The 24,262-nt window shown below is 62.9% G+C and carries 19 protein-coding genes; 6 read left to right on the top strand and 13 right to left on the bottom strand.

Going from position 1 to position 24,262, the window contains the following annotated elements; all coding sequences use genetic code 11:
- Positions 1 to 70 precede the first annotated feature (70 nt).
- From lplT to AC3WOG_RS07265, 3 genes are all read left to right on the top strand, one after another.
- Complete coding sequence (gene lplT, locus AC3WOG_RS07275; protein WP_492577352.1) at positions 71 to 1,369, top strand: lysophospholipid transporter LplT; 1,299 nt, start codon at positions 71 to 73, stop codon at positions 1,367 to 1,369.
- 125 nt (positions 1,370 to 1,494) lie between these two features.
- On the top strand, positions 1,495 to 4,182 hold the full coding sequence (mutS, locus tag AC3WOG_RS07270) for a DNA mismatch repair protein MutS (RefSeq protein WP_492577351.1): 2,688 nt from the start codon (positions 1,495 to 1,497) through the stop codon (positions 4,180 to 4,182).
- Positions 4,169 to 5,488, top strand: coding sequence for a hypothetical protein (locus AC3WOG_RS07265; protein ID WP_492577350.1), 1,320 nt, complete (start codon positions 4,169 to 4,171; stop codon positions 5,486 to 5,488). Before mutS ends, AC3WOG_RS07265 begins: the two co-directional genes overlap by 14 nt.
- Here AC3WOG_RS07265 and AC3WOG_RS07260 read toward each other — a convergent pair.
- Positions 5,468 to 6,010, bottom strand: coding sequence for an FKBP-type peptidyl-prolyl cis-trans isomerase (locus AC3WOG_RS07260; RefSeq protein WP_492577349.1), 543 nt, complete (start codon positions 6,008 to 6,010; stop codon positions 5,468 to 5,470). The two genes, AC3WOG_RS07265 and AC3WOG_RS07260, sit on opposite strands and share 21 nt — an antisense overlap.
- 32 nt (positions 6,011 to 6,042) lie before the next feature.
- On the opposite strand from AC3WOG_RS07260, the gene AC3WOG_RS07255 reads away from it, so the two are divergent.
- Complete coding sequence (locus tag AC3WOG_RS07255) at positions 6,043 to 7,284, top strand: JmjC domain-containing protein (protein ID WP_492577348.1); 1,242 nt, start codon at positions 6,043 to 6,045, stop codon at positions 7,282 to 7,284.
- 233 nt (positions 7,285 to 7,517) lie between these two features.
- Positions 7,518 to 7,790, top strand: a complete 273-nt coding sequence (locus AC3WOG_RS07250; protein WP_492577347.1) for a hypothetical protein — start codon at positions 7,518 to 7,520, stop codon at positions 7,788 to 7,790.
- A gap of 148 nt (positions 7,791 to 7,938) precedes the next feature.
- Here the strand turns inward: AC3WOG_RS07250 and yoaA are convergent, their stop codons facing one another.
- The 3 genes from yoaA to AC3WOG_RS07235 form a co-directional block, all read right to left on the bottom strand.
- Complete coding sequence (gene yoaA, locus AC3WOG_RS07245; protein ID WP_492577346.1) at positions 7,939 to 10,215, bottom strand: DNA repair helicase YoaA; 2,277 nt, start codon at positions 10,213 to 10,215, stop codon at positions 7,939 to 7,941.
- A gap of 63 nt (positions 10,216 to 10,278) precedes the next feature.
- Entirely contained in the window at positions 10,279 to 10,497 is a 219-nt protein-coding gene (locus AC3WOG_RS07240; RefSeq protein ID WP_492577345.1) for a DUF465 domain-containing protein, read from the bottom strand.
- 126 nt (positions 10,498 to 10,623) lie between these two features.
- Positions 10,624 to 11,568, bottom strand: coding sequence for a hypothetical protein (locus AC3WOG_RS07235; RefSeq protein ID WP_492577344.1), 945 nt, complete (start codon positions 11,566 to 11,568; stop codon positions 10,624 to 10,626).
- A 312-nt stretch (positions 11,569 to 11,880) separates the two neighbouring features.
- Between AC3WOG_RS07235 and AC3WOG_RS07230 the strand changes: the two genes are divergently transcribed.
- Positions 11,881 to 14,232: a Tex family protein gene (locus AC3WOG_RS07230; RefSeq protein ID WP_492577343.1), complete on the top strand. Its 2,352-nt coding sequence runs from the start codon at positions 11,881 to 11,883 to the stop codon at positions 14,230 to 14,232.
- A gap of 132 nt (positions 14,233 to 14,364) precedes the next feature.
- Here AC3WOG_RS07230 and AC3WOG_RS07225 read toward each other — a convergent pair whose 3' ends face one another.
- The 9 genes from AC3WOG_RS07225 to hfq all read right to left on the bottom strand — a co-directional run bounded on the left by AC3WOG_RS07225 (position 14,365) and on the right by hfq (position 24,120).
- Complete coding sequence (locus AC3WOG_RS07225; protein WP_341315071.1) at positions 14,365 to 16,251, bottom strand: potassium transporter Kup; 1,887 nt, start codon at positions 16,249 to 16,251, stop codon at positions 14,365 to 14,367.
- Positions 16,252 to 16,526: 275 nt separating this feature from the next.
- Positions 16,527 to 17,117, bottom strand: a complete 591-nt coding sequence (locus tag AC3WOG_RS07220) for a phosphoribosyltransferase (RefSeq protein ID WP_341315070.1) — start codon at positions 17,115 to 17,117, stop codon at positions 16,527 to 16,529.
- 3 nt (positions 17,118 to 17,120) lie between these two features.
- Positions 17,121 to 18,467, bottom strand: coding sequence for an adenylosuccinate synthase (locus AC3WOG_RS07215; RefSeq protein ID WP_492577342.1), 1,347 nt, complete (start codon positions 18,465 to 18,467; stop codon positions 17,121 to 17,123).
- A 202-nt stretch (positions 18,468 to 18,669) separates the two neighbouring features.
- Positions 18,670 to 19,821, bottom strand: coding sequence for an ATP phosphoribosyltransferase regulatory subunit (locus AC3WOG_RS07210; RefSeq protein WP_492577341.1), 1,152 nt, complete (start codon positions 19,819 to 19,821; stop codon positions 18,670 to 18,672).
- Between the two features lie 206 nt (positions 19,822 to 20,027).
- A complete protein-coding gene (locus AC3WOG_RS07205) occupies positions 20,028 to 20,219 on the bottom strand; it encodes a DUF2065 domain-containing protein (protein WP_341315067.1) in 192 nt (63 codons plus the stop codon).
- Positions 20,220 to 20,263: 44 nt separating this feature from the next.
- On the bottom strand, positions 20,264 to 21,169 hold the full coding sequence (hflC, locus tag AC3WOG_RS07200) for a protease modulator HflC (protein ID WP_492577340.1): 906 nt from the start codon (positions 21,167 to 21,169) through the stop codon (positions 20,264 to 20,266).
- Between the two features lie 12 nt (positions 21,170 to 21,181).
- Complete coding sequence (gene hflK / locus AC3WOG_RS07195; protein WP_492577339.1) at positions 21,182 to 22,591, bottom strand: FtsH protease activity modulator HflK; 1,410 nt, start codon at positions 22,589 to 22,591, stop codon at positions 21,182 to 21,184.
- Positions 22,592 to 22,638: 47 nt separating this feature from the next.
- The gene (gene hflX, locus AC3WOG_RS07190; protein WP_492577338.1) at positions 22,639 to 23,826 is read right to left on the bottom strand and encodes a GTPase HflX; all 1,188 of its coding nucleotides are present in this window, start codon (positions 23,824 to 23,826) and stop codon (positions 22,639 to 22,641) included.
- Positions 23,827 to 23,883: 57 nt separating this feature from the next.
- A complete protein-coding gene (gene hfq / locus AC3WOG_RS07185) occupies positions 23,884 to 24,120 on the bottom strand; it encodes an RNA chaperone Hfq (RefSeq protein WP_006051315.1) in 237 nt (78 codons plus the stop codon).
- Positions 24,121 to 24,262: the final 142 nt, after the last annotated feature.

Raw genomic sequence — 24,262 nt, 5'->3', positions numbered from 1 at the left:
GTGTGTTTCGCGCGTTTTTTTGTCGCGCCCTGCTTCGCGCGAGATGTCCGCGCAGTTTCCGATCCGCTTCATGAAAAAAGGCTTCTACACGATCATCGCGGCACAGTTCATTTCGTCGCTCGCGGACAATGCACTGCTGATCGCCGCCATCGCGTTGCTGTCGGTGATCCGCTCGGCCGCCTGGGTCACGCCCCTCCTGCAGATTTTCTTCACCGTCTCGTACGTATTGCTCGCGCCGTTCGTCGGCGCTTTCGCCGATGCGATGCAAAAGCGGCACGTGATGTTCGTCTCGAACGCGCTGAAGGCAAGCGGCTGCCTGATGATGATCGCCGGCGTTCACCCGATGATCGCGTACGGCGTGGTCGGCTTCGGCGCGGCTGCGTATTCGCCGGCCAAGTACGGCATTCTCACGGAATTGCTGCCCGCGGAAACACTCGTCAAGGCGAACGCCTGGCTCGAATCGGCCACCGTGCTGTCGACCATCGTCGGCACCATGGTCGGCGGCGCGCTGATCAGCACCTTCGCGGACAAATTCGTCGCGCATGCGCATCTGCCGTTGATCCGCTCCGCCGCCGATCTGGCGATGTTCGCGGTGATGGTGACCTACGCGATCGCCGCCGCGATCAACATCTTCATCCCCGACACCGGCGCACGTTATCCGAACCGTCTGACGGAGCCGAAGAAGCTGGTCGGCGACTTTGTGAACTCTTTCAACGTGCTGTGGGCCGACAAGCTCGCGCAAATCGCGCTGTGGGTCACGACGCTGATGTGGGGCGGCGCGGTCACGCTGCAACTGCTGGTGCTCAAATGGGCCAATGTGAACCTCGGCCTGTCGCTGTCCAAAGCGGCGGTAATGCAAGGCGTCACGGGCTTGGGTATTGCAGTCGGCGCGGCCGCCGCGGCCGCGTGGATACCGCTGCGCCACTCGCTGCGTGTGCTGCCGGTCGGCATCCTCACCGGCGCGGTCGCGATCGCGATCGCGTTCTACAATAAGGACCTGTTTCCCGCGGGCGCCGGCATCCGCATCGGCTCGTACGTCGCGCCCTTCTATATTTTGCTCGCCTACCCGCTGATGATCCTGCTCGGCGCGCTGTCCGGCTTTTTTATCGTGCCGATGAACGCGATTCTCCAGCACCGCGGCGCGACGCTGCTCTCCGCCGGGCATTCGATCGCGGTGCAGAATTTCAACCAGAATCTGGCCGTGCTGCTGATGCTCGGCGCCTATGCGCTGCTGTTGACAGCGAAGATGCCGGCGCAGTGGATCATCGTCGTGTTCGGCAGCTTCGTCACCTTGATGATGTGGCTCGCGAAACGGCGCAGCGCGGCGAATGAACGCACGGTGGACATGCGGGCGCTGGTCGAAGAATGACGGCGCGAGATTTCGCGCAGCGGCATGAGCTTTGCCGTGCGGATTAGCCGTTCGGTCAGGGTCCGCTAGCCGCGCCGGCAGGTTAAACTCACGCCCTGAACAGCTAACGCAAGAAGACACCGAGGATGGGCATTCAAACCGCAGCGGCCAACGACGTCGCACAACACACGCCGATGATGCAGCAGTATTTACGCATTAAAGCGGATCATCCGGGCACGCTCGTGTTCTACCGGATGGGCGACTTCTACGAACTCTTTTTCGAAGACGCGGAGAAAGCCGCGCGCCTGCTCGACTTAACACTTACGCAGCGCGGCGCGTCGGCGGGCAATCCGATCAAGATGGCAGGCGTGCCGCATCATGCGGTCGAACAGTACCTGGCGAAACTGGTCAAGCTCGGCGAATCCGTCGCGATTTGCGAACAGATCGGCGATCCGGCCACGTCGAAAGGTCCAGTGGAGCGCAAGGTGGTGCGCGTCGTCACGCCGGGCACGCTGACGGACGCCGCGCTGCTGTCCGACAAAAGCGATGTCTACCTGCTGGCAATGTGCGTCGCGCACAACCGCCGCGGCGTCGCGACCAGCGTGGGGCTCGCGTGGCTGAATCTCGCGAGCGGCGCGTTGCGTCTCGCGGAAGTGGCACCGGATCAGGTGGCCGCCGCGCTCGAACGGATTCGTCCGGCGGAAATTCTGGCGGCCGATACGCCCGCGGATTCGGCGAGCTGGACGCCGCCCGTGAATGCCGGCGCCCTCACCCGCGTGCCGGTCTGGCACTTCGATATCGCGTCAGGCACGCAACGCCTGTGCGACCAGCTGGAAGTAGCGGGACTCGACGGCTTCGGCGCGCATTCGCTGACAAGCGCGTGCGGCGCGGCCGGCGCGTTGCTGCTTTATGCGGCGGCCACGCAAGGCCAGCAACTGCGCCATGTGCGCAGCCTGAAAGTCGAGTACGAATCCGAATATATCGGCCTCGACCCCGCCACGCGCCGCAACCTCGAACTCACGGAAACGCTGCGCGGCACTGAATCGCCGACGCTGTGTTCGCTGCTCGACACCTGCTGCACGACCATGGGCAGCCGCCTGTTGCGTCACTGGCTGCATCATCCGCCGCGCGAAGCTGCGATTGCGCAAGCGCGCCAGCAGGCGATCGGCGCGTTGCTCGATGCGCCGCCCGGCGCGAGTGTCGATTCGCTGCGCGGCGCGTTGCGGCAGATCTCCGACATCGAGCGGATTACCGGGCGTCTGGCGCTGCTGTCGGCGCGGCCTCGCGATCTGTCCAGCCTGCGCGATACGTTCATTGCGTTGCCCGAATTGCGCACGCAACTGGCGGCCGTTTCATCCAATGCGGATTCCCTGGCACGCATCGACGCGTCGCTGGAACCGCCTCAAGCGTGTGTCGAACTGCTCAAGCGCGCGGTCGCCGAGGAACCTGCGGCGATGGTGCGCGACGGCGGCGTGATCGCGCGTGGCTACGACGCGGAACTCGATGAGTTACGAGATATTTCGGAGAACTGCGGGCAATTCCTGATCGACCTCGAAACGCGCGAACGGGCGCGTACCGGTATCGGCAATCTGCGCGTCGAATACAACAAGGTGCACGGCTTCTATATCGAAGTCACGCGCGGCCAGACCGACAAGGTGCCGGACGATTACCGCCGCCGTCAGACGCTGAAGAATGCCGAGCGTTACATCACGCCGGAGCTGAAAACCTTCGAAGACAAAGCGCTGTCCGCACAGGAACGCGCGCTGGCCCGCGAACGCTCACTGTACGACGCATTGCTGCAAGCACTGCTGCCGTTTATCGCGGACTGTCAGCGCGTTGCCGCGGCGCTCGCCGAACTGGATCTGCTGGCTGCATTCGCCGAACGCGCTCGCGCGCTCGATTGGGTCGCGCCGACGTTTTCGCCGACCGCCGGCATCGAAATCGAACAAGGCCGGCACCCGGTGGTCGAGGCGCAGGTCGAGCAGTTCATCGCCAACGACTGCACGCTCACGCCGGAGCGCAAACTGCTGCTGATCACCGGCCCGAACATGGGCGGTAAGTCGACCTTCATGCGGCAGACCGCGCTGATCGCGTTGCTCGCCTATGTCGGCAGTTATGTGCCGGCACGGCGCGCCGCATTCGGGCCGATCGATCGCATTTTCACGCGTATCGGCGCGGCCGACGATCTGGCGGGTGGCCGCTCGACCTTCATGGTCGAGATGACTGAAGCCGCAGCGATCCTCAACGATGCGACGCCGCAGAGTCTCGTGCTGATGGATGAGATCGGCCGCGGCACCTCGACCTTCGACGGCCTCGCGCTGGCGTGGGCGATCGCGCGGCATCTGCTCACGCACAACGGCTGCCATACGCTGTTTGCAACGCACTACTTCGAGTTGACGCAGTTGCCCGCCGAGTTTCCCCACGCGGCCAATGTGCACTTGTCGGCGGTCGAGCATGGGCACGGCATCGTGTTCCTGCACGCGGTCAGCGAAGGGCCGGCGAATCAGAGTTACGGCCTGCAGGTCGCGCAACTGGCCGGCGTACCGGGCGCGGTGATTCGCGCGGCGCGCAAGCATCTCGCGCATCTCGAGCAGCAATCGGCGGCGCAGCCCGCGCCGCAACTCGATCTGTTCGCGGCGCCCATGCCGATGCTGGTCGAAGACGCCGATGACGAACGCGACGCCAGGCCGGAAACGGCAGCCGCTTCACCCGCCATGCAAGCACTTGTCGAGCGTCTGCGCGCAATCGATCCGAACGAATTGCGGCCGCGCGAAGCACTCGATCTGCTGTACGAATTGCACGACCTGGCCGCCGCGCCGGATGCGGACCATTGACGCACACAGGCCCTCGCAGCGCCCGCGCAAACTTTGCGCGGCGCTGACCTTTGTCCTCACGCTGACGCTCACTGGCGGCGGTATGCAGTTCGCGCACGCGGAAACGCCGCGTTACGCATTCGCGATCGTCGCCGGCACAATGCAAAGTCCAGCCGACGAAGCGCCGACACAACGCCTGATCGATGCGATCGGCCGTGATCGCGAGATATCGTTCATCGTCTACGACGGCAACCTGAAAGGCGCGAAAGAAGCCTGCCGCGATGCGTTATACGAACGGCGTCACGCGCTGCTCGAAACGGCGCGGCCCGCTCTGTTCTTCATTCCGGGCCAACACGACTGGACCAACTGCGGCACCGCTGAGGCCGGCGGCTTCGATCCGGTCGAACGGCTCGATCAGTTGCGCCAGACAATGTTCGCCGACGCGACGTCGATGGGTCAGAACCCGATCGCGTTGACGCGCGAAAGCGAAGTGCCGCGGTTTCGTCCGTTTCGCGAGAACGTGCGCTGGCAAGTCGGCGATACCGTGTTTGTCGGCCTGAACGCGCCGAGTCCGAACAATCACTATCTGACTGCGGGCGGCCGTAATGGCGAATTCGAAGATCGCGTGATCGCCAATGCGTTCTGGCTCGAACATGCCGCCGAATATGCGAAACGGCGCGACGCGCGCGCGATCGTCGTGTTCATTCAGGGCGACCCCGAACCGGAGCGTTACGAACGGCCCGACCGTTTCGCATGGCTGCGCTTTACACGCAACGCGCGCCGTGACGGCTTTCTGGAATTCAAACGCAGCCTTGTCAAACTCGCGCAGATTTTTCGCGGACCGGTGTTGGTGATTCATTGCGACGACGAGCGCGCGAGCGCCGGTTTCGTGATCGACCAGCCGCTACGCAATGACAAGGGGATGCTGGTGACGAATCTCACGCGCGTCGCGCTTGCGCCGCATGATCGTCTTAACCAGTGGATTCGGATTGAAGCGGATCTCGGCAGGAAACCGCCGTTCCGCGTGAGTGTGCGCGACGTGCCCAAGCAGATGCCGATGCCCACGGTACAACCTGTGCCGCCGCACGAGGAGCCGGCAGCGTCGATGCCGGCCGTGCCGGCGCTCGGCCCCGCTTCCGAATTGCCGCCGTTGTTGCAGATACCGGGGCAGCCGGATCAACAGCAACTGAATCAGCAACAACACGCACCGGTGGACGAGAACGAGAATGCTCCCGCCTCGACCGCCCTGCCTCATGTACCAGGCGCTCCAGGCGGCGCCTCAGGCATTCCCGGCGCGCCGGCAAGCTCAGTGCAGCGTGGGCCCTGACTTGTCGTCTTCAGCTTCGTCGTCATCCTCGTCGAGGACTTCCAGGCCGTCAGCGCCATGCGCATGTTCGTGCTGGATTTCGTCTTCGGTTGCCGGACGCACGTCCTTGACCGTCAGCGCGAAACGCAGCGCCATGCCGGCGAGCGGATGGTTACCGTCGAGCACGACTTTGTCTTCAGCGACGTCGGTCACCACGTAGACGAGCGAATCGAGATCCTCGTCGCCTTCTTCCGGCGTGCCTTCGAATTGCATGCCGACTTCGAGCGGTTCCGGGAAGCGATTGCGCGGCTCGATCTTCACGAGGTCGGGATCGTACTCACCGAACGCGTCTTGCGGCTCGAGCTGGATCTGGGTCTCGAAGCCGGCCTCGTGGCCGTCGAGCTCTTCCTCGATCTTGGGGAACGTGCCATCATAGCCGCCGTGCAGATAGACCATCGGCTCGTCGCTTTCTTCAATCAGATTGCCCTGCGCATCCGACAGCTTGTAAGCGACCGACACGACGGTGTTCTTTGCGATTTTCATTCGATTCTCCAGAATACAATTCACATTATACGATGCCCAAGCGGCCCACTGACCACCTGGCCGACGCAGCTTCGGCACGGAATTCTTCACCGGCGCCGACGCCGGTTTTCCCGCCCTCGTCTGACGCGCCAACGCCGCTGCTCGGCAATCTGACGCCGTCGCAATTCATGCGCCGCTACTGGCAGAAGAAGCCTCTACTGATTCGCCAGGCCATTCCGAACGTGAGCGCGCCGCTGTCGCGCGACGAGTTTTTCGAATTGGCGGATAAAGACGAAGTGGAAGCGCGCCTGATCACGCACTTTCGCAACAAATGGCAACTGGAACACGGCCCGTTCGCGGCCGACGAACTGCCGTCACTGAAGCAGCACGCGTGGACGCTGCTCGTGCAAGGCGTGGATCTTTACGACGACCGCGCGCGCGCGTTGCTCGACCGGTTCCGTTTCGTGCCGGATGCGCGGCTGGACGACCTGATGATTTCGTACGCGACCGATGGCGGTGGCGTAGGTCCTCACTTCGATTCCTACGATGTGTTTTTGTTGCAGGTTCAAGGCAAGCGCCGCTGGCGCATCGGCGCGCAGAAAGATCTGACACTGCGACCGGGACTGCCTTTGAAAGTTTTACAGCATTTCGAACCGGAAGAGGAATGGCTGCTCGAGCCCGGCGACATGCTATATCTGCCGCCGCACATCGCGCATGACGGTGTCGCGGAAGGCGAATGCATGACCTGCTCGATCGGTTTTCGCGCGCAGTCGACGGGCGAGCTGACCGCGCAATTTCTCTACCATCTGGCCGAGCGCGGCGAAACCGCCGGGCAACCCGGCGCCCTTTATCGCGATCCGCAGCAACCCGCCGTCGACCGTCCGGCAGAGTTGCCCGCGGCGCTGGTCGAGCGGGTTGGCGCGATCCTTGCGCGGGTCGACTGGAATGAGCAGGACATTGCGTCGTTCCTTGGTTCGTATCTCAGCGAACCGAAGCCGAGTGTCGTCTTCGATCCGCCGCAGCGGCCCCTCAATGAGGCCCGTTTCATCGCCCAGGCGTCGAAGTCCGGCGTGCGGCTGGATCGCAAGACTAATTTGTTGTACAACCGCCGTTTTTTCTTCCTAAATGGAGAGGAAACAGCGTTTGTTGGCGGAAAAAAATGGTTGTTTGACCTCGCCGACCGGCGGTCTATGAGTGCGAAACGCTTTGTAACACTCTCATACGATTCATCGGTGACAGCACTGCTGCACGAGTGGTATTGTGCGGGCTGGATACAAGTCGGCGAGCTTGCGTAACTCTGCCTGCTTGTACTACCGTACTGTGAAATTTTGTATGAGAAAGACAACGTATTGACCCCGGATTTATCGACTGTCAGTACGAAAGTGCATATAATTTCCGCCCAAGCCGTAGGGAAGATTCACGCTCGCCAAAAGAGCGTCTCCACCAGCGGCCCAGGTCGGTGTTGGAGCACACATTACCGGTATTATTTTGCGCTGTTGCTTACCTTTAACCATAAAAGGACGTGATCATGAAGAAATCCCTCCTCGTAGCATCCCTGTTGGCAGCTGTGGCACTGGCTGCATGCAACAAGAGCAGCGACCAGGCAGCTACGACCGCAGCTAGCGACGCAACGACTGCTGCCTCGGCAGCAACGGCTGCTGCTTCGGACGTGACTGCAGCTGCTTCGGGCGCTGCTGCTGCTGCGAGCGACGCTGCTGCTTCGGTTACGGCCGCTGCTTCGGACGCTACTGCTGCTGCCTCGGCTGCTGTTGCGACTCCGGCTTCGGGCGCAAGCCAGTAAGCTGTCGCATAGGGCTCGCCTCTGGGCGAAAACTGCATCGGGGAAATTTCTTTGATTTCCCTGACAGTAAAGCAAAACGCCACGGATTCACATCCGTGGCGTTTTGTCATTTAAGGGCCGCTTTTTAAAACGGCGCCCATTACATTGTTTACTGAGCCGGCGTCGCGTTCTCTTCAAAGAACTCGCGCACGACGTCGATCTCTCGCGTGCGTTTGAATGGCGGCAGGCTCTGCCATATACGGCGCCCATACGGTTTGTCGACGAGACGGGTATCGCAGATCATCAGCACGCCGCGATCCGTCTCAGCGCGAATCAGGCGCCCTGCGCCCTGCTTCAGCGTAATCACAGCCTGCGGCAACTGATGAACGGCGAACGGGCTCAGCCCCTTCTTCGTCAGCGCATCGAGACGCGCCGACAACACCGGGTCGTCAGGCGGCGCGAACGGCAGCTTGTCGATCACGACCAGCGACAACGCATCGCCGCGCACATCCACGCCTTCCCAGAAGCTCTGACTGCCCACCAGAATCGCATTGCCATACGAGCGAAAACGGTCGAGCAACTCCGTGCGACTCGCGTCGCCCTGCACGAGCAGCGGATAATTCCAGCCGCGTGCTTCGATCGTGTCGCGCAGCTTGGCCGAGATGCGGTCGACCGCGCGCAGCGTCGTGCACAACATGAACACGCCGCCGCCGGACGCTTCGATCGCGGGCAACGCGGCGTCGAACACGGCGTCGGTAAACATCGGCGATGAAGGTTGCGGCAAGTTGCGCGGTACGTACAGAAGCCCTTGGGTCGGATAGTCGAAAGGACTCGGCAGTGTCATCGAGCGTTTCGCATTCAGCCCCATTTGCGCCGCGTAGTGCGTGAAGTCGCCGCGCACCGATAACGTGGCCGACGTGAAGATCCATGCACGCGGCACGCCGGCGCGCTGCTTCGCAAAGATCGGCGCGACCGACAGCGGCGTCTCGTGCAACTGCACGGTATGCGAGAAGACTTCGATCCAGCGGACCTTTTCATTCGGATCGGCGCGTTCGGCCCTGGCATCCGACGCGCCGGCGTCAGCAGCTTCGCGTTCGGTTTCGGTGGGCGGCGTAGTCCAGCCCGCGAGCACGCCTTGCAGTTCGCGCGCGCGGCGCAAACACGCGCCGATGGATTCGGCGCGCTCGGCCTGACCGGCCAATGCGGAAGCCAATGCATCGAGCTCGGTTTCGAGCGTTTCGAGCGCGGGGAACAGCGGATGGTCGTCGGCCAACTGGCCGATCGACAAACGCACCGAGTCCTCCTTGAAGGCGAGCCGCACGTCGCGCGCCGCGCGTTCGAGCGTCGCGCCGAGCTTCACCCAATCGACCGTTTCGCGGGCATGGCCGAGGCCTTCAGCCACCGAGTCGCGCGCGAGTTCGAGAAATTGCGCGGTCGACAGCGTCTCGCCGAAAAACAGCGTCGCGGTCTCCGGCAATTGATGTGCTTCGTCGAAAATGATGGTGTTGGCCGTGGGCAGCAATTCAGCCATGCCGGTATCGCGCAACATGATGTCGGCGAAAAACAGATGGTGATTGACCACCACAATATCGGCCTGCTGCGCCTCGCGCCGCGCCTGCATCACGAAGCAGTCCTTGTAATGCGGACACTCCTGACCGAGACAATTCTCACGCGTCGACGTCACCATCGACCACACCGCCGCCGTTTCGGGCACGCTCGCAAGCTCGGCCTTGTCGCCGGTGCGCGTGATCTTTGCGAAGCGGACGATGTCCTGCAGATACGAGGTTTCCTGACGCGACGGCAGGCGGCCGTTGTCCGCGGTGCGCTGCAGGTAGTAATGGCACAGGTAGTTCGCGCGCCCCTTGAGCATCGCGACCGACACCGGCACGGCCAGCGCATCGCGCACGGTTGGAATGTCGCGCTGAAAGAGCTGGTCCTGCAAGTGCTTGGTGCCGGTGGAGACGATTACCTTGCCGCCCCACAGCATGGCCGGCACCAGATACGCATAGGTCTTGCCGGTGCCCGTACCCGCCTCGACGATCAGCGTGTTTTCGCTGCCGTCGAGACCGTTCGCTTCGTTGGTTGCCTGAGCTTCAGCGGCCGGCGATGCATCGGCGGCACCCTGCGACGGCAACCGCCGCGCGGGACGCTTCTGCGCTTCGAACATCGCGGGCTCGGGCATGGCGCGGCCCGACGCTTCCATAGCCGCGGCCACGGCGCGCGCCATCTCGATCTGCGACGCGCGCGAGCGGTAGCCGTCGATCTGACGCGCAAGCAGGCCGTCGGCGGCGAAGATATCGTCGAGCTCGGCGACACGGCGCGGGTTCAGTGCGGCGGCCAGCGAGGACGCGCCAGCGCGAGCCGGCGCAGTGCCGGCCGCCGCGGCGTCATCGTCCGGGCCCTTGCCTGATCGAGTTACAGGCGGAGTGACAAGCGGTGAATTCAAGGCAAGCGTTTCCTGCAAAGTCCGGCGCGCGCGGCGCGACCCGGCGCCTGCCAGGCCGCGAACTCAGGCGCTCACGTCCGGTTCGAGCTGCAATTGCAGCAAGATGATGGTGTCCTTGACTTTGAGTTTGCGCTTTTTCAGGCGCTGCAACTCGAAGTCGTCGATGCCGGGCTCATCCGACATTCGGTCGATCAGACGATCGAGCCCACTATGCTCCGATTCCAGTTGCAGAATACGGTCGCGAAGTGTGTTCGCGTCGATGACGTGATTGTTACCGCGCATGCTCGCCTCCTCTCGTAAGCGGCACGGGCTGCGTGGCGCAGCCCGATGCCTGAGGTTGCTGTCCGGCTTAAAACGCGTTACGGCGACTACTGCCCTGCTACAAAACTGTAGCCAGCTACAGCACGATTACTGTCCTTGTTGCTGTCGCTGCTTTTGCTGCTGTTCAAGTTCCTGCTGCTGTTTCAACTGGTCCTGGCGTTTCTGTTCGGCCTTCTCGGCCGCCTGCTTCTGACGCGCTTCGACGTCGGCCTTGTGCTGCGCCGCATCGGCCTGCTTCTTCTCGAAGCTCTGCTGCTTCTGCACGCGCTCCTGGGCCTTTTGCGCCGCCTGCCGATGCGCCTCGTCGAGCTTGCGCTGGAAGTCGGCCTGCTTCTGATCGTACGCCTGGCTGTTAGCCGCGGCCTGCGGCGTGCTGACACCGCGCTGCGCCTGATCGATCGCGTGCTGGCGCTGTTTGTCCTGATAGGCTTGAGCGTTGGCGTTGCGCTGCGGCGCTTCGGCGCTACGCTGGGCCTGATCGAGCTCGTGCTGACGCTGCTTGTCCTGGTAAGCCTGCGCGTTACGCGCGTCTTCCGCGGCGCGCTGCGGCGCGCTCGCTTCGTCCTGCGCGCGCTTGAGCGCTGCCTGTTCGTCACGCTGACGGGCCCGCTCCGCGCGCTGCTCGCCGTCGAGCGCAAGCTGTTCCTTGCGAATGTCGGCCTGCACCACGCGCATCTTGTCGCGCGCCTTGCCGAGACAGTAATTGACGAGGAACTTGCTATAACAGTCGTGCTCGGCGACGGCATAGCGGTAGTTGTTCTCCTCGGTGCGCTGATCCAGGACTTTTTGCCGCGCGTCGAAGCTGTTGCCGGCGGGTTCCGCGTTATCAGTCCCCATCTTGTCCGTCGTGCCCGTGGCCCGCGCGCCAGAAGCGGCCGCCGGCGCCAAACCACGCGCAGCGCCCGTAGCACCAGTGGGCAACACCGCGCTGCTGCCGCCCGGCGCTACGCTCTGCTGCTGCGCCGAGGCGGGCGCACACACGGCAATCGAGGCGGCGATGGCGCACGACACAAAAGACGTCCCATTGGACATGAGCGCGAACTTGAACACGGACCGTGACGCCGACATAAGCGAAGTGAGTGGCGAAAGCGGCAAAAGTGACGGCAATTGTGACAAGCGAGAGACCAAGCGGGAGCCCAGGCGGTTGAGGGACAAGGAGATCGGCAACGTCGTAGATAGTCAACGGAACATGCCCGAAATTCTATCACCCTGCGGTTGAGCCCTTTGGCATTTATGGCAAAATGCCCCGCTTCAGCAACCTGGCCGCAGTGCGCACGCCCGGCGTGCCCCGACGTGTCGTAGCGCGCGGCCTTTGATTGAGTCCGGCAGGAACACCAAGACCTTATGACGGAAACCGTAGCACTCAAGATCGTACAGCGCATCGCCGCCGAACTGTCCGTCCAGCCGCGCCAGGTCGCGGCCGCGGTGCAACTTCTCGACGAAGGGGCGACTGTTCCGTTCATCGCCCGCTACCGGAAGGAAGTGACCGACAATCTCGACGACACGCAACTGCGTAACCTCGAGGAACGCCTGCTATATCTGCGCGAGCTGGAAGACCGGCGCGCCGCGATCGTCGCCAGCATCGACGAACAGGGCAAGCTCACCGACGAGCTGCGCGCCGCGATCGAAGGCGCCGACAGCAAGCAGGTCCTGGAAGACCTGTATCTCCCGTATAAGCCGAAACGCCGCACGCGCGCGCAGATCGCCCGGGAAGCCGGCCTGCAGCCGCTTGCCGACGCGCTGCTGGCCAATCCCCTGCTCGACCCGCAAACCGAAGCCGCCGCCTACGTGGACGCCGAAAAAGGCGTCGCGGACATCAAGGCCGCGCTCGACGGCGCGCGCGACATTCTTTCCGAACAATTCGGCGAAACCGCCGAACTGCTCGGCAAACTGCGCGAATACCTGTTCAACCAGGGCGTGGTCTCGTCGAAAGTGGTCGAGGGCAAGGAAAACGCGGAAGAAGAAAAATTCCGCGACTACTACGACTACGCGGAAACCATCAAAACCGTGCCGTCGCATCGCGCGCTGGCACTGTTCCGCGGCCGCAACGCGGGCGTGCTGATGGTCAAGCTGGGGCTCGGCGAAGAGCTCGACGCGCAAGTGCCGCATCCGGGCGAAGCGCTGATCGCGCGGCACTTCGGCATCGCCAATCAGAACCGTCCGGCCGACAAGTGGCTCTCCGACGTGTGCCGCTGGTGCTGGCGCGTGAAGGTGCAGCCGCATATCGAAAACGAACTGCTGACCAAGCTGCGCGACGAAGCCGAGCACGAAGCGATTCGCGTGTTCGCACGCAATCTGAAGGATCTGCTGCTGGCCGCGCCGGCGGGCCCGAAGGCCGTGATCGGCCTCGATCCGGGTCTGCGCACCGGCGTGAAGGTGGCGGTGGTCGATCGGACCGGCAAGGTGCTCGCCACCGACACGATCTATCCGCACGAGCCGCGCCGCGATTGGGACGGCTCGATCGCGAAGCTCGCGCGCATCTGCGCGCAGACCCAAGCTGAACTGATCAGCATCGGCAACGGCACGGCGTCGCGTGAAACGGACAAGCTCGCGAGCGAACTGATCGCGCGTCATCCGGAGTTCAAGCTGCAGAAGATCGTCGTGTCCGAAGCTGGCGCGTCGGTGTACTCGGCATCTGAACTCGCGGCGAAGGAATTCCCCGATATGGACGTGTCGCTGCGTGGCGCGGTGTCGATTGCGCGCCGTCTGCAGGATCCGCTCGCGGAGCTCGTCAAGATCGAGCCGAAAGCGATCGGCGTCGGCCAGTATCAGCACGACGTGAATCAGCGCGAACTGGCGCGTTCGCTGGATGCAGTGGTCGAGGATTGCGTGAACGCGGTCGGCGTGGATGCGAATACGGCGTCGGTCGCCCTCCTCGCGCGCGTGTCGGGTCTGAACGCGACGCTCGCGCGCAACATCGTCGATTACCGCGATGCGAATGGCCCATTCCCGTCGCGCGAACATCTGCGCAAAGTGCCGCGTCTGGGCGACAAAACGTTCGAGCAGGCCGCCGGCTTCCTGCGCATCAACAACGGCGAAAATCCGCTCGACCGCTCGTCGGTTCACCCGGAAGCGTATCCGGTCGTCGAACGGATGCTCGCGAAAATCAGCAAGCACGTCGGTGAAGTGCTCGGCAATCGCGACGCGCTGCGTGGCCTGTCGCCGGCGGAATTCGTCGACGAACGTTTCGGCCTGCCGACCGTGCGCGACATTCTGCTGGAACTCGAAAAACCGGGCCGCGATCCGCGCCCCGAGTTCAAGACCGCGACTTTCCGCGAAGGCGTCGAGAAGGTCAGCGATCTGACGCCGGGCATGGTGCTCGAAGGTGTCGTGACGAACGTAGCGGCCTTCGGTGCGTTCATCGATATCGGCGTGCATCAGGACGGTCTGGTGCACGTGTCGGCGATGTCGACGAAGTTCATCAAGGACCCGCACGAAGTCGTCAAAGCCGGTCAGATCGTCAAGGTGAAAGTGCTTGAAGTAGACGTCAAGCGCCAGCGTATTGCGCTGACGATGCGTCTCGCCGACGAGTTCGGCGCAGCAGCAGCACCGCGCAGCGGTGGCGGCGCCCAGCAGGATCGCGGCGGCGTCGGCCGTTCGGGCGGCGGCGGACGCGGCGCGCCGCAACAGCGCTCGCGTGAACCGGATTCGGGCGGCGCAATGGCCGCTGCGTTCGCCAAGCTCAAGCAGAAATAAGCTCGTGCGTTCAGTGCGTGAGTCACTCACGCGCTGACGTTCACGATACGAAGCACCAAACAAAAAGCCCACGCATTTGCGTGGGCTTTTTTATCGCGCCTCAACATGCAAGGCACGTTGAATCAAGGTCCGTCAGATCTCGATCTTCGTGCCCAACTCTACTACCCGATTCGCTGGAATGCTGAAGAAGTCGGTCGGCTTCGCGGCGTTCTGATGCATCCACGCGAACACGCGCTCGCGCCACACCGACATGCCCGGCAATTGCGTCGGCACCACCGTTTCACGCGCGAGGAAGAACGACGTGTCCATCATCTCGAACGTCATATCGTGCGTCCGGCCTACATCGAGCAGCACGGCCTTCACGTCGGGCGTTTCATTGAAACCATACACCGCCTTGACGAGGTACAAGCCGCCCTGCAAATCCTTCACCGTCACGCGCTCCGCATCGTTCACGTACGGAATATCGCGCGTCACAAAGGTCAGGAAAATGGTGCGCTCATGCAGCACCTTGTTGTGCTTCAGATTGTGCAGCAGGCTCACCGGCACGAGCGAATCGCTGCCGGTCAGATAGATCGCCGTACCCGACACACGATGCGGCGGATGCGCGAGCAAGCCCTGCAGGAACGGCATCAGCGGAATACCGTCGGCGGCCGTGCGTTCCTTGACGATCATCCTGCCCTTGAACCATGTCATCAGCAGGAAGAACAGTAGCGCGCCGATGCAGAGCGGCAGCCAGCCACCTTCCGCGACCTTGAGCAGGTTGGCGCCGAAAAAGCCTAAGTCGACCGCCATGAACACACCGATGATCAGCGCCACGAGGAACTTGTTCCACTTCCACACGTTCACCATCACGACGCAGGCGAGGATCGTGGTGATCACCATCGTTGCGGTCACCGCGATACCGTACGCGGCGGCGAGGTTATCCGAGCTCTTGAACGCGATCACGATGCACAGGATGATGAACAGCAGCATCCAGTTCACCACCGGCACATAGATCTGGCCGATCGCCAGTTCCGAGGTGTGCAAGATCTTCATACGCGGCACATAGCCGAGCTGGATCGCCTGGCTCGTCAGCGAATACGCGCCGGAAATCACCGCTTGCGACGCAATCACGGTCGCCACCGTAGACAGTACGACGAGCGGCAGCAACGCCCAATCGGGCGCGAGCAGGAAGAACGGATTTTCGATGGCCTTCGGGTCGTGCATCAGCAGCGCGCCCTGGCCGAAATAGTTCAGCACCAGCGAAGGCATCACCAGCACGTACCAAGCCATACGGATCGGCTTCGCGCCGAAGTGGCCCATGTCGGCGTACAGCGCTTCGGCGCCGGTCAGCACCAGCACGACCGAGCCGAGCACCACGTAGGCCTGCAGCACGTGCGCGGCCATAAAGGTGTAGGCGTAATACGGGTTCAGCGCGCGGATCACATTCGGCGACTGCAGGATGTGCCACAGACCCAGTGCGGCGAGCACCACGAACCACAGCACCATGATCGGCCCAAACAGGCGGCCGACGGTGGCGGTGCCGTGCCGCTGAATCCAGAACAGCAACACGAGGATCACCATCGTCAGCGGCAACACCAGATGCGACAGATTGGGTGCGGCGATCTCCAGACCTTCGACCGCCGAGATCACCGAGATGGCGGGCGTAATCACCGCGTCGCCATAGAACATGCAGGAGCCGAAGATACCGAGCATCATCAGCATGCCGGCCATCTTCGATTTTTGATCGACAGAGCGCAGCGCCAGCGCCATCAGCGCGAGGACACCGCCTTCGCCGTTGTTGTCGGCACGCATCACGAACAACACGTACTTGATGCCGACCACGATCACGATTGCCCAGAACAGCAGCGAAATCACGCCAAGAATAGATTGATCGGTCAGCGGAATACCGTGTGCCGGGCTAAATGCCTCTTTCAGCGAGTACAACGGGCTCGTGCCGATATCGCCGAACACCACTCCGATCGCGGCAATCGCGAGGGAAGGCAGAGGCTGTTTGTGCACGTGATTGGTATCTGTCATAAACGCGAGGAAATCCGTTCCTTGAGCGGAAAAAAACGAGCGCTATTCTAAACTGCCCGCTTAGCGCCGCCCGGCTTGTTGTGGATACGCCACGTGGATGGTCCGCGCAGTGTAGCACTGCGCTCCAGGCGCGTCTGCTGCATTTGGGCTTTCGCCAGCACGGGTATCGCGACGCTTGCGAAGCGCCATTCGCACGCTGCGCACACAAAAAAACGGAGCCCAACTGGGCTCCGTCTTCTGGATACGAATCGATATGCACGACATCGCGGCGCGCATCACGCCCCCGACGACTCCTGCGCCTGCGCAGTGCCGCGCTTAATCCACGCGCCGAGGTTGTGCGGACGTACCGTATCCCACTCCTCGAACGGCTGATGAATCCACGGGTTCGTGGGCAAATACTGCACGTGATAGTCGGGCTTGACCTTCGAGCAGCCCTTGTACCACAACACTGCCGAGCGCACCGACGTGATCGCCGGATAGCGTTCCTTCAGATGCTGCTGCACGCGCGCCAGCGTCACGCCCGAATCGACCAGGTCGTCGACCAGCAGCACGTTGCCCGACAGCTCGCCGCGCGTCATCGTGATGTATTGCGCGATGTCGAGATCACCCTGCTCCGTGCCGGCCGCTTCACGGTACGAACTGGTGGCCAAAATGGCCAGCGGCAGATCGTAGATGCGCGACAGCTGATCGCCGACGCGCAAGCCGCCGCGCGCGAGACACAGGATCTTGTCGAACTTCCAGCCCGATTCATGTACCGCCAGCGCCAGCAGTTCGATCAGCCGGTGATACTCGTCCCAGCCGACCCACAGGTTCTTGTCGTCGTTGCGCGGATCTTTCATCGCAATCATGGGTACACCTTGCACCATGGCTTAAACCTTGAACGGATGACGAAGCAGAATGGTCTCGTCGCGATCCGGACCGGTCGACACCATGTCGATCGGAATACCCGCAACTTCCTGCACGCGCGACAGGTAAGCACGCGCATTGGTGGGCAGCTTGTCCCATTCCTTGATGCCGACGGTGCTTTCCTTCCAGCCCGCGAAGATCTCGTACACCGGCACGCAACGCGCGACTTCCGACGCGCCACGCGGCAGCAGGTCGACATTCTTGCCATCGACCGTATAGCCGACGCACAGCTTCACTTCGTCAAGGCCGTCGAGCACGTCGAGCTTGGTCATGCACAGACCCGACACACCGTTGATCTGGATCGAGCGGCGCAGCGCGGCGACATCGAGCCAGCCGGTGCGGCGCGGACGGCCGGTGACCGAGCCGAATTCCTTGCCGACGGTGGCGAGTTCGAGGCCGATCGCTTCCTGACGGGCAGCGTTATCCGCGTCGTACAGTTCGCTCGGGAACGGGCCCGAACCGACGCGCGTGCAATACGCCTTGGTAATGCCGAGAATGTAGTTCAGCTTTTGCGGACCGACGCCCGCGCCCGCGGTGGCCGCACCGGCCACGCAGTTGCTCGACGTGACGAACGGATAGGTGCCATGGTCGATGTCGAGCAGCGTGCCTTGCGCGCCTTCGAACAGCAGGTTGTTGCCAGCGGCGTTTTCGTCGTAGAGACGGCGCGACACGTCGGTCACCATCGGCTTCAGACGGTCGGCATAGCTCAGCATCGTGTCGAGCGTTTGCTGGAAGTCGACTGCGGCGACGCCCAGATATTGCGTGAGCACGAAGTTGTGATAGTCGAGGTTTTCACGCAGACGTTCGGCGAAGCTTTCCGGCTCGAACAGGTCTTGCACGCGCAAACCGCGGCGCGCCACCTTGTCTTCGTAGGCCGGGCCGATACCGCGGCCGGTCGTGCCGATCTTGCTCGCGCCACGGCGCGCTTCGCGGCCCTGGTCGATGGCAATGTGGTACGGCAGGATCAGAGTGGTGGCTTCGGAAATGAAGAGGCGATTTTGAACATCGACCCCGGCGGCTTCGAGCTCGCCAATTTCCTTGAACAGCGCTTCCGGCGACAACACGACGCCATTGCCGATGTAGCACGCGACGCCGGGATGCATGATGCCCGACGGAATCAGACGCAAGATGGTTTTCTTGCCGCCGATGATAAGCGTGTGACCCGCATTGTGACCGCCCTGGAAGCGAACGACGCCTTGAGCGTGGTCCGTCAGCCAGTCGACGATCTTGCCCTTGCCTTCATCACCCCACTGAGTCCCGACGACGACGACGTTACGCCCGGGGTTCACATTCACTGCGCTGGCAGACATGTTGTTTCGTAAGCTGGTTAAAAACGTATTCTACCTATGTTCGCGGAACCTTCCGAGTTTTTCCGTTTCCGCTCAACGGTATGCACGTTATGGTGGGTATTTCGAAATAGCGCGACCGATGGCCGCGCCGGTGCCGTGCGCCGCTTTGGACGCCTTTTGAAATGCCTTTGGGATGGCCCTCGGGTAGTCAGGCGATTCGCGCTCAGGGACGGGGTTCGACGACCCACGCGCCGTTGCGCTCGACTAACACGCGGTCGCAAGCGAACTCGTCCAGATCGTGTTCGTGGCCAGGCAGCGCCTGGATCACGACTTCGCCGGCATCGCGCAGCGCGGCGACGCTCGTGCGCAGCGCTTCGTCGTGCTGCCACGGCGCGAGAATCGCACTGCTGCGCGCTTCGACCGGCGAGATGCGTGCGACTTCGCGCAGATCGAGCGAGAAGCCGGTTGCCGCGCGCGCCCGGCCGTAAGCCTGGCCGACGTGGTCGTAACGGCCGCCGCGTGCAACCGCATTCGGCACGCCGTCGACATACGCCGAGAACATCACGCCACTGTGGTACGCGTAGCCGCGCAGATCGGCAAGGTCGATCATCACTTCGGCGCCGTCCACCTGGCTCGCGAGGAACGCGAGATCGTCGAGCGCGCGGGCGATGGCCGGCGCGTTCGGCAAACGCGCACGGGCTTCGCCAAGCACCGAAGCGTCGCCGTATAGCGTGGGCAGCGCGCGCAGTGCGTCGCGCGTGACCGGCGTGAGATCGGCGGTCAATTCAGCCAGACGCGGCACGTCCTTGCCCGCCAGTGCATCGTAGAGCGACTGGCCCAGTTCGGCCGCGGCAGGCTCGCCGTCGATCAGCGCGGCGAGCACGCCCGCGTGGCATAAATCGAGCCGCACTTTCGCGAGGCCGGCCAGACGCAGCGCGTCGAGCATCAGTTGCTGGATTTCGAGGTCCGCTTCGAGGCCCGCGTGACCGTAGATTTCCGCGCCGATCTGGATCTGCTCGCGCGTCGCGTGCAAGCCGCGCGGACGCGTATGCGCGACGTTGCCCGCATAGCAAAGGCGCGTCACGCCCTGACGGTTCAGCAAGTGCGCATCGATACGCGCGACCTGCGGCGTGATGTCGGCGCGCAGACCGAGCGTGCGGCCGGACAGTTGATCGACGAGCTTGAAGGTGCGCAGATCCAGATCGTGCCCGCCGCCCGTGAGCAGCGACTCGATGTACTCGATCAGCGGCGGCATCACCATCTCGTAGCCGTACGAGCGGAAACGGTCCAGCAAATGGCGCCGCAACTCTTCGATCTTGCGTGCTTCCGACGGCAGCACGTCGGCAATATTCTCGGGAAGTAACCAGGTCGACATCGATACAGTCCTACGACGTTGCACACGGCGGCTAGGTGCGCCGGTAAGTGAAAGTGAATGGCGGACGGCGCCTCGATTCTGGCGGTTATCGCGGGGTATCTGGACCGCCCTCTGTCCTTCGCCGCCGGCCTCGGCCCGCGTCCTCAACGCTCCCGCTGCTGTTACGCAATGGAGCGCGCTGTCAGGTCGCAACGGGGCGCGCCCCGTCAGGTCACGATAAACAGCAGGATCAGTCCGAGCACCATCACGATCAGCCCGCCGATACGAATCTGATGCGATGGCCGTTCCGCTATTTTACGAAACGTGTCGCTCCATGCGCTCGGAAAAACGAACGGGAACATCCCCTCGATAATCAGCATCAATGCGATCGCGAGCAGTAACGAGCCGGCTATGTCCATGCGAGTGAAGGTGCCGCGATGCGGATGCCGCGGCGCTCCGGTTATCAGTGTTTGCGCGATGCCGCGGCGGCGTCCGGGGCGGCATCGCCACCGGTCGGGCTACGCATGAAGCGGAAGAACTCACTGCTCGGGTCGACCACGATGACGTCGCCCGGCTTGAAGGTGTTCTTGTACGCCTGCATGCTTTGATAGAACTGGTAGAACTGCGGATCGCGGCCGAACGCGTCGGCGGCGATTTCCGCGGCCTTGGCATCGCCCTCGCCCTTGATGGTCTGCGCCTGACGGTAGCCGTCCGCGAGTATCGCCTGTTGCTGGCCGACTGCATCAACCTTGATCTGGTCGGCCTCGGCGGCGCCCTTTGCGCGCGCTTCGCTCGCGACCTGCTGGCGCGCCGCGATCATGCGCTTGTAGACCGAATCGGCCATTGCCGCCGGAAAATCGACGCGCGTCAATTGCACGTCGAGCACCGAGACGCCCAGCGAGGCGGCGGCCTTTTCCATCGTGCCGCGCGCTTCGTCAGCGATGTTCTGCTGCCTGGCAAGCGCGTCGGACAGCGTGTACTTGCCGAACGCGTCGCCGAGCGCGCTGCGCGACAGCAAGGCCAACCGGTCGGGCAGGCTTTGCACGTCGCCCTTGGTTTCGGCGAGCAGTTTCAGCGGATCGGTGACGCGATATTTGACAACCGGGTTGGCCAGCAGATCGGTTTTGTCGGACGTGACGTAGCGGTCTTCGTCCGGCGCGTCGAGCGTCTGGATGCGGTTATCGACCAGCGTGACCGTTTGCAGCGGCGGCGGCAGCTTCACGTGCAGACCGGGGCCGAGCAAGGTGGGCGCCGTGTCGCCATGCGACGACAGCACCGCCATATGCCGCTGATCGACGACGAACACCATCGACGCCGCGGCAAACAGCACGATGACGATAGCAACGACGAGCGCAATGATCTTGTTCATGTTCTGCGCCCCTTATTGAACGTCGTCTTCGCGCATACGGCTGCGGAACGAGTCGCGTGAACGCAGTGCGTCGCTGCTGGCGGCAGGCTGACTGGCAGGCGTCGCGACCGCGGCGGACGCGGAGGCAGCGGCGCCCGGCGTTGCGGCGGACGATGCGGCAGCGCCGCTCGCGGCCTGCGGTGCGGCAGCGGCCGCAGCACCAATAGCTCCCGCGGCACCCGCAGCACCCGACGCGGCGACAGCGGCGTCGGCGACACGCTGGCGAGTCTGATCGACCAGCTTGTCGAGCGGCAGATACAGCACGTTGTTGCCGCTCTTGCTGTCCACAAACACCTTGGTCGTATTCGAATAGATCTGCTGCATGGTTTCCAGGTACATGCGCTCGCGAATCACCGCGGGCGCCTTCGAGTACTGCGCGTAGACCTGCTTGAAACGCTCGGCATCGCCTTGCGCCTGAGCGACCGTTTTGTCGCTATACGTTTTCGCTTCGTCGATCTGGCGCGCCACGTCGGCTTGTGCGCGTGGCAGCAGCTCCGCCGCATAGGCTTGCGCCTCGCGTTTGGCGCGCTCGTTATCCTGACGTGCTTTGGCGGCCTCGTCGAAAGCGGCCTGCACCTGGTCGGGCGTCTGCACGCCCTGGATCGTCACACCCGTCACGGCGAGGCCGGACTGGTATTCATCCAGGGATTTCTGGATCGCGGCCATCAGTTGCTGACGAATTGCTTCGCGATCCTGAGAGAGGATGTCACTGGTGTTGCGCGCACCGACGATGCTACGCACCGCCGCTTGCGCGGCCTGCATCACGCTCTGATCGGGATCGACGCTGCGGAACAGGTAGTCGGTCGGCTTCTTCACCTGGTATTGCACGGCAAAGCGCACGTCGACGATATCGGCGTCGTGCGTGAGCATCGACGCGTCCTTCACATTCGCGAGACGCACCACGTTGTTGCGGCCGATCTCCACCTGACGGATCTGGCCGACATTGACGAGCTCGTGCGCTTCGAACGGATACGGCAGACGCCAATGCACACCCTGCCCGGCGGTGTAGCGATACTGACCGAATTGCATGACGACGCCGGCCTGGCCATCCTGCACGACGAACACGCCGCTGCCCAGATAGATCGCGATCAGCACGCCGATCACGATCCCGACGCCGATGCGCGCACCGCGGCCGTTGTCCGGGCGCCCGCCACCGACGCCTCCGCCTTTGCGGCCGAACACGCGACTCAGGCGGCGATTGAAATCGCGCCACATTTCGTCGAGATCGGGCGGGCCTTCGCCGTCCTTACCGTTCTGCGGACGCTTGGGTTCGTTGGGCCGTTGGCGATCACCATTGCCGTCACCCCGGCCCCAGCGCGGATCGTTCAGTGAAAGCATGGCGCGCATGCGCAGCCAGATACTCCGCTCGTTGTAATCGTTCACCTGTGTTCGTTCACCAGTAGACAGCGGGTCAGTGCAATTGGAACGGGTCAGTGCCCGAGTTCTGAGACCTTGCGGTTCTCGCGTGGTGCTGCCGACCGGTCTTCTTCCGACAGATCGACCAGCGAGTCGGGAAGAGGTTCGGCAGTAGCGATTTCAGCGATGGCAGCGCGCAATGTATCCAGCCCTTGCCCCGTGCGCGCGCTCAAAAAGACGCGCGAAATATTACCATACTCATCCCGCTCGACCGCGTCGCCACGGGCCGCCAGCTCCGGCACCGCATCGATCTTGTTGAACACCAGCACCTGGCGGATGGTGTCCGCACCGATTGCGTGCAGCACCTCGTTCACCTGATCGATCTGATCGAGCCGCACCGCGCTCGACGCATCGACCACATGCAACAGCAGGTCAGCGTGGATGGTTTCCTCGAGCGTCGCGCGGAATGCCGCGACCAGTTGGTGGGGCAATTCGCGAATGAAACCGACCGTATCGGACACCACCACCTGCCCGGCTTCGTCGCCGAGATAGACGCGCCGCGACGTGGTATCCAGCGTAGCGAACAGCTGGTCGGCGGCGTACGCCTGGGCTTTGGTGAGCGCGTTGAAGAGCGTGGATTTGCCCGCGTTCGTGTAGCCGACCAGCGAGACGGACATCGTCTGGTTGCGACTGCGCGCGCGGCGCTGCGTGCCGTGCTGACGGCGCAGTTTTTCGAGCCGGGTTTTGAGCGCCTTGATGCGCTCGCCAATCAAACGGCGGTCGGTTTCGAGCTGCGTTTCGCCGGGGCCGCGCAAACCGATACCGCCTTTTTGCCGCTCCAGGTGTGTCCATGCGCGGATTAGCCGCGTCGACAGATACTGCAGCTGTGCGAGCTCCACCTGCAGCTTGCCTTCGTGGCTGCGGGCGCGTTGCGCAAAAATATCGAGGATAAGACTGGTGCGATCGATCACGCGGCGATTAAGCGCCTGCTCCAGATTGCGCTGCTGCGCAGGGGCTAGAGCGTGATTGAAAATGACGAGTTCGATGTCGTTCGCCTCACACGCAAGACGCAGTTCTTCGGCCTTACCGCTGCCGACGAACATCTTGGCATCGGGACTGGACCGGCGTCCGGTGAGGGTGACTAAGGGATTTGCACCCGCGCTTTGCGCGAGCAGGGAGAGTTCTTCGAGACTGGCTTCGAAATCGATCTTACCGAAGTCGATGCCGACAAGCGCTGCATTGATCAAATTGGAGGGTATCAAAATGAGGCGGCCGGGAGTAATCGCCAACGGGCGACGCTACGCCGGCCGCGACGGGGGTTAGGACTGTTCGGAATCCGGGTGGAAATTCACCGGACGGGCAGGCACGACAGTCGAAATTGCGTGCTTATAGACCATCTGGGTGACCGTATTCCGGAGCAACACGACGTACTGGTCGAACGATTCGATGTTCCCTTGAAGCTTGATGCCGTTGACCAAGTAGATCGACACCGGCACATGCTCTTTACGCAGTGCGTTCAAAAACGGGTCTTGTAACAATTGCCCTTTGTTGCTCATAGCAAACTCCGTATTTTTTTGCAGGTTGACTGAATTGACGACGAAGGAAAAAGAGATCCGCCGTCAACCGCTACACTATAGCCGATTTTCATTTTTGCGCGAGGGCCCCGGCCACCGGGCCAAACCCAACACACACGCGGGT

This window comes from Paraburkholderia sp. FW306-02-B, assembly GCF_058782725.1.
This window is presented reverse-complemented; position numbering and strand designations above follow the sequence as displayed.